Source organism: Aquabacterium parvum (genome assembly GCF_001447195.1).
Taxonomy (GTDB): domain Bacteria; phylum Pseudomonadota; class Gammaproteobacteria; order Burkholderiales; family Burkholderiaceae_C; genus Aquabacterium; species Aquabacterium parvum.
Window position 1 is genome coordinate 1 of the sequence record NZ_LFRI01000313.1, and the last position, 4,267, is coordinate 4,267.

Annotated in this window: 3 protein-coding genes and 1 pseudogene; 1 reads left to right on the plus strand and 3 read right to left on the minus strand. The window is 61.5% G+C overall.

Annotation, left to right across the window (positions count from 1 at the left end; genetic code table 11):
* Window positions 1–76 precede the first annotated feature (76 nt).
* A complete protein-coding gene (locus ABG80_RS10660; RefSeq protein ID WP_200964300.1) occupies window positions 77–463 on the minus strand; it encodes a transposase in 387 nt (128 codons plus the stop codon).
* 1,175 nt (window positions 464–1,638) lie between these two features.
* On the opposite strand from ABG80_RS10660, the pseudogene ABG80_RS10665 reads away from it, so the two are divergent.
* Window positions 1,639–2,055: pseudogene (locus tag ABG80_RS10665) on the plus strand (integrase core domain-containing protein); the annotation flags it as partial.
* Window positions 2,056–2,990: 935 nt separating this feature from the next.
* Here the strand turns inward: ABG80_RS10665 and ABG80_RS10670 are convergent.
* A complete protein-coding gene (locus tag ABG80_RS10670) occupies window positions 2,991–3,269 on the minus strand; it encodes a type II toxin-antitoxin system RelE/ParE family toxin (RefSeq protein ID WP_058087655.1) in 279 nt (92 codons plus the stop codon).
* Window positions 3,266–3,535 carry a CopG family ribbon-helix-helix protein gene (locus ABG80_RS10675; RefSeq protein ID WP_058087656.1) on the minus strand — a complete coding sequence of 90 codons (270 nt, stop codon included), beginning with the start codon at window positions 3,533–3,535 and terminating at the stop codon, window positions 3,266–3,268. The genes ABG80_RS10670 and ABG80_RS10675 overlap by 4 nt, the downstream gene beginning before the upstream one ends.
* Window positions 3,536–4,267 lie beyond the last annotated feature (732 nt).

Genomic DNA, 4,267 nt, shown 5'->3' on the forward strand with positions numbered 1-4,267 from the left:
AGCGCAGACTGGCTCCATTACGCCGATCCGCCGCTGGCTCCAATACGGCGATCACGCACTGGATCCATAACGCCGATCATCGGCTGGCTCCAATATGCCGATCACGAAGTGGCTCCATTACGCCGGTCGGTGACACATGCATGCTCAGTTCGATGGGCTGCGTCGCTGCCGGCTGTGCAGGCGGTGTATCGGGCTCAATCATCACCGGCAACAGCACTGGTGCGCGGGCCATGGGCACAGGCCCTGGCGGCAGCCACTTGCGAATCACGTTGGCGTTGATGCCATGGCTCAGGGCAATCGCTGACACCGATGCGCCGGGCATCAGGCATTGCGCCGCCACCTCGGCCTTGAACTGTTTGCTGTACGTCCGCCGCTTGCGTACACCCACAACGCCTGTCTTGGCGTCTGAGTCTTGTTTTGCGATCGCGTCCACCATCTTCTCCATAGTGGACGCGATCTTCACGCCGCCATACAGCCTTGGCTAGAGGGTCGTCGTCGGACGCTTACTCCCGTTCATGCCAGGTGCCAGCCATAGCTACATTCGGATCGTCCCGAATGAGCACTCTCGATGGGGAGCCGTTCTTATGCTTGGCGCTGGGGCATCTATGTTTGCTGCCGGCAAGCGCATTCGCAGGCATTAACTTCGCTGATTGCATAAGTCATGGCATCACACAAAGTCAGCGGCCTAACTGGTCGGTCAAGCGGACGCCAACACAGGCCATGCCTTCGGCATTCTCATGGCCTGTGTTGGTGCCCTACGCACCTTCGGTGCTCCGGCGCCGCTTACCTTGGTAGTTAGGCCAATGCTGAACACCCCGCATGCGCAGGCCAAGCGAGCCGCCTTCTCGGCGGCAGCAATCAGCCGGGCATGCGCCTCTTGGTTCGCGCGGGGGCTCGTGGCATGCTTGCAGTCATTCGGGCCCAAGGCTCGGCAATCAACACACAGGGGCCTCATGCGCATGCTGCCGCTCACCTGCCACCAGCCTAACTGGGCGTTGCACACGGACGCCCATGCTTCGCATGGCCGCCGGTGAACTTGGGCGTTAGGCCCATGCGCAATACGCCGCATGCCCAGGCCACACGAGCCGCCTCCTCGGCGGCTGCGGAGCATTGGTTCTGGCCACCAAATCCGGGTGTCATCACCACTGGTCGCGCAGGTTCAACGTGCGTTAGATTGAGGCATTCGTCAGCGCATGGCTGACGCCATACGCAAAGGGAGGCGTGATGGCACGGTTCATTTCGGAAGCTGCCACTGCAGCTCATCGCACACACCAGGCTTGCGCCTCGTGTGCGGGCTCGCTGGCCGCGCAAAGGCCCTGCTACTTGCACCTTGGCCTAACTGTGCGTTGCAGGGGACGCTCACACGTCGCATCGCCTCGGCCACGCCTTATGGGCGCCCCTGAACTTGGGCGTTAGGCCACTACACCATGCACCAATCAACTAAGCCCTGCAAAGACTGCGGGCGAATCCTGCCCGAAACTCGCGAGTATTTCGGGCAGTACAAAAACACACGAGCAGGCGTGGCCTCGATCGGCTATCGCAACTCATGCCGTCAATGTATGGCTGCAAATACGGCCAAGCACTCTGCAGAGAACCCCCAACAACGCGCGCAGCGCGCAGAGGAGCGCCGCAAACGTGAGGCTGCTCAACATCATCGATGACTTCAACCGCGAAGCACTGGGCATCGAGGTCGACTTCTCGCTGCCCACGCTGCGGGTGATCCGCACGCTCACACAGGTCATAGCCTGGCGTGGCAAGCCGCAGGTCATTCGCTGCGACAACGGTCCGGAGTACATCAGCGCGGCCATCGAGGCCTGGGCCAAGTCGTGGGGCATTCGCTTTGAGCACATCGAACCGGGCAAGCCACAACAGAACGCCTATGTAGAACGCTTCAACCGAACGGTGCGCTACGAATGGCTCTCGCAGTACCATTGGACAGACCTTGACGAGGTCAGGCTGTACGCCACCCAATGGATGTGGATGTACAACCATGAACGCCCAAACATGGCCTTGGGCGGCATCACCCCCAAGCAGCGGTTGGCCATGGCCGCATAGCTCTACTTCTCAGAGCTCTGGTTAATGGGGGGATTACCACGCCATACGCAAAGGGAGGCGTGATGGCACGGTTCATCTCGGAGGCTGCCACCGCAGCTCATCGCACACACCAGGCTGGCGCCTCGTGTGCGGGCTCGCTGCACGCGCATCGGCTCTGCTACTTGCACCTTGGCCTAACTGTGCGTTGCAGGGGACGCCTCCACCAGTGCACGCTTCGGCCACGCCAAGCGGGCGCCCCTGAACGGGCGTTAGGCCCTCGCGGAACACGCCGCTTGCCTAGGCCAAACGAGCCGCCTCCTCGGCGGCAGTCGCACATTCGTTCTTGCCACCAAATTGGTGTGCTGGCACCGCTACCGCCCAGGTTGCAGGTGCGTTAGATTGAGGCATTCGTCAGCGCATGGCTGACGCATACGCAAAGGGAGGCGTGATGGCACGGTTCACATCAAGGGCTGCCACTGCAGTTCATCGCGCACACCAGGCTTGCGCCTCGTGTGCGGGTTCGCTGGCTGCGCAGGCGCCCTGCTACTTGCACCGGCCTAACTGGGCGTTGCAGGGGACGCTTCCACCACTGCTCGCTTCGGCCACGCCAAGCGGGCGCCCCTGAACTTGGGCGTTAGGCCCTCGCGTTAATACGCCGTTTGCGCAGGCCAAGCGAGCCACCTCCTCGGTGGCTACTCGCAGCCAGGCATGCGCTTCTTGGTTCGCGCAAGGTCTCGTGGCATGCTTGCATCCAAGCTGGCGTCAGCACAGCAATCAACACACAGGGGTTTCATGCCAAATCAGCCGCATGCCACCATCGGCCTAACTGGGCGTTGCAGGGGACGCCTCCACCACTGCTCGCTTCGGCCACGCCAAGTGGGCGCCCCTGAACTTGGGCGTTAGGCCCATGCGCAATACGCCGCATGCCCAGGCCACACGAGCCACCTCCTCGGTGGCTACCGGAGTTCGCGTGTGTGCCACAACCGCAAGATCCAGATCTCGTCTTCGGCGGTGATTTCGTATCGAATCTCGTAGTCGCCAACCAAGATGTAGCGCACCTCCCGAGGCTCGAACTCAGTCAGCTTTGTCCCAATCCGGGGCTGCATCACCAGCAAGTCGGGTCCAGCAGTCAACCGCTGTACAACCCGCGCAGCAGCATCCTTGTTCACCGGTCGCAAAAACTCATACAGCCGCCCCAGATCTCCAAGGGCGGCGCGGGTCCAGTTGATCGTCATTCAGGCAACTGCCCAGGCTTGTCGGTGCTCAACGATGCGGCCCAGGCCTTCACGTCGTGATGGCTCACCCCGCTCTTGCTGTCCACGTCAGCCATGGCTTCCACCGTCATACGGTAGCGCTCTGCTTCACGGTCGACATAGGCAGCCAAGGCCTGCTTGAGCACCCACCCTCTCGATCGCTCGAGCTTGGCCGCTAGCTGGTCAACCTGCTCAGCCAAAGGAACAGGCACATGGGCCGTCATCACACGGGTCTCTGCGGAAGGCATGATTCACTCCTAATCACCTTCAATCAGTCTAGCGCAGAACGCATGCGCCGCCTACCCATCCTTCTGCTTCCAGGCCTTGCGCCGCCGCCTTTTAGGCGGTCTAATTGCCGCAAGACGACAAGCACAAGGGAGAAAAATCCATGCGAATCATGCACTTGCGCCGCCCTCCAATTGGGTTCGTCTGCGTTTTAGACCAACACCGCCTGTGAACTCAGGTTGGTCTATTTCCAGTTAGGCCCTCGCGGAATACGCCGCTTGCCAAGGCCATACGAGCCGCCTCCTCGGCGGCAGTCGCACATTCGTTCTTGCCACCAAGTTGGTGTGCTGGCACCTCTGCCTCTCAGGTTGAAGGTGCGTTAGATTGAGGCATTCGTCAGCGCATGGCTGACGCCATACGCAAAGGGAGGCGTGATGGCACGATTCATCTTGGAAGCTGCCGCAGCAGCTCATCGCGCACACCAGGCTGGCGCCTCGTGTGCGGGCTCGCTGCCCGCGCATCAGCTCTGCTACTTTCACCGGCCTAACTGGTCGTTGCAGGGGACGCCTCCACCACCGCACGCTTCGGCTACGCCAAGCGCGCGCCCCTGAACTTGGTAGTTAGGCCCTCGCGTAGATGCGCCGCTTGCAAAGGCCAAGCGAGCCACCTCCTCGGTGGCTACAAGCAGCCAGCCACGCGGTCTTGGTTCGCGCAAGGCGTCGTAGCATGCTTGCATTCAAGCTGCCATCAGCCCA

What these genes read in the sequence shown, in the direction of transcription:
- ABG80_RS10670 (WP_058087655.1), bottom strand. Translation starts at nt 3,269, where the DNA reads ATGACGATCAACTGGACCCGCGCCGCCCTTGGAGATCTGGGGCGGCTG.
- ABG80_RS10675 (WP_058087656.1), bottom strand. Translation starts at nt 3,535, where the DNA reads ATGCCTTCCGCAGAGACCCGTGTGATGACGGCCCATGTGCCTGTTCCT.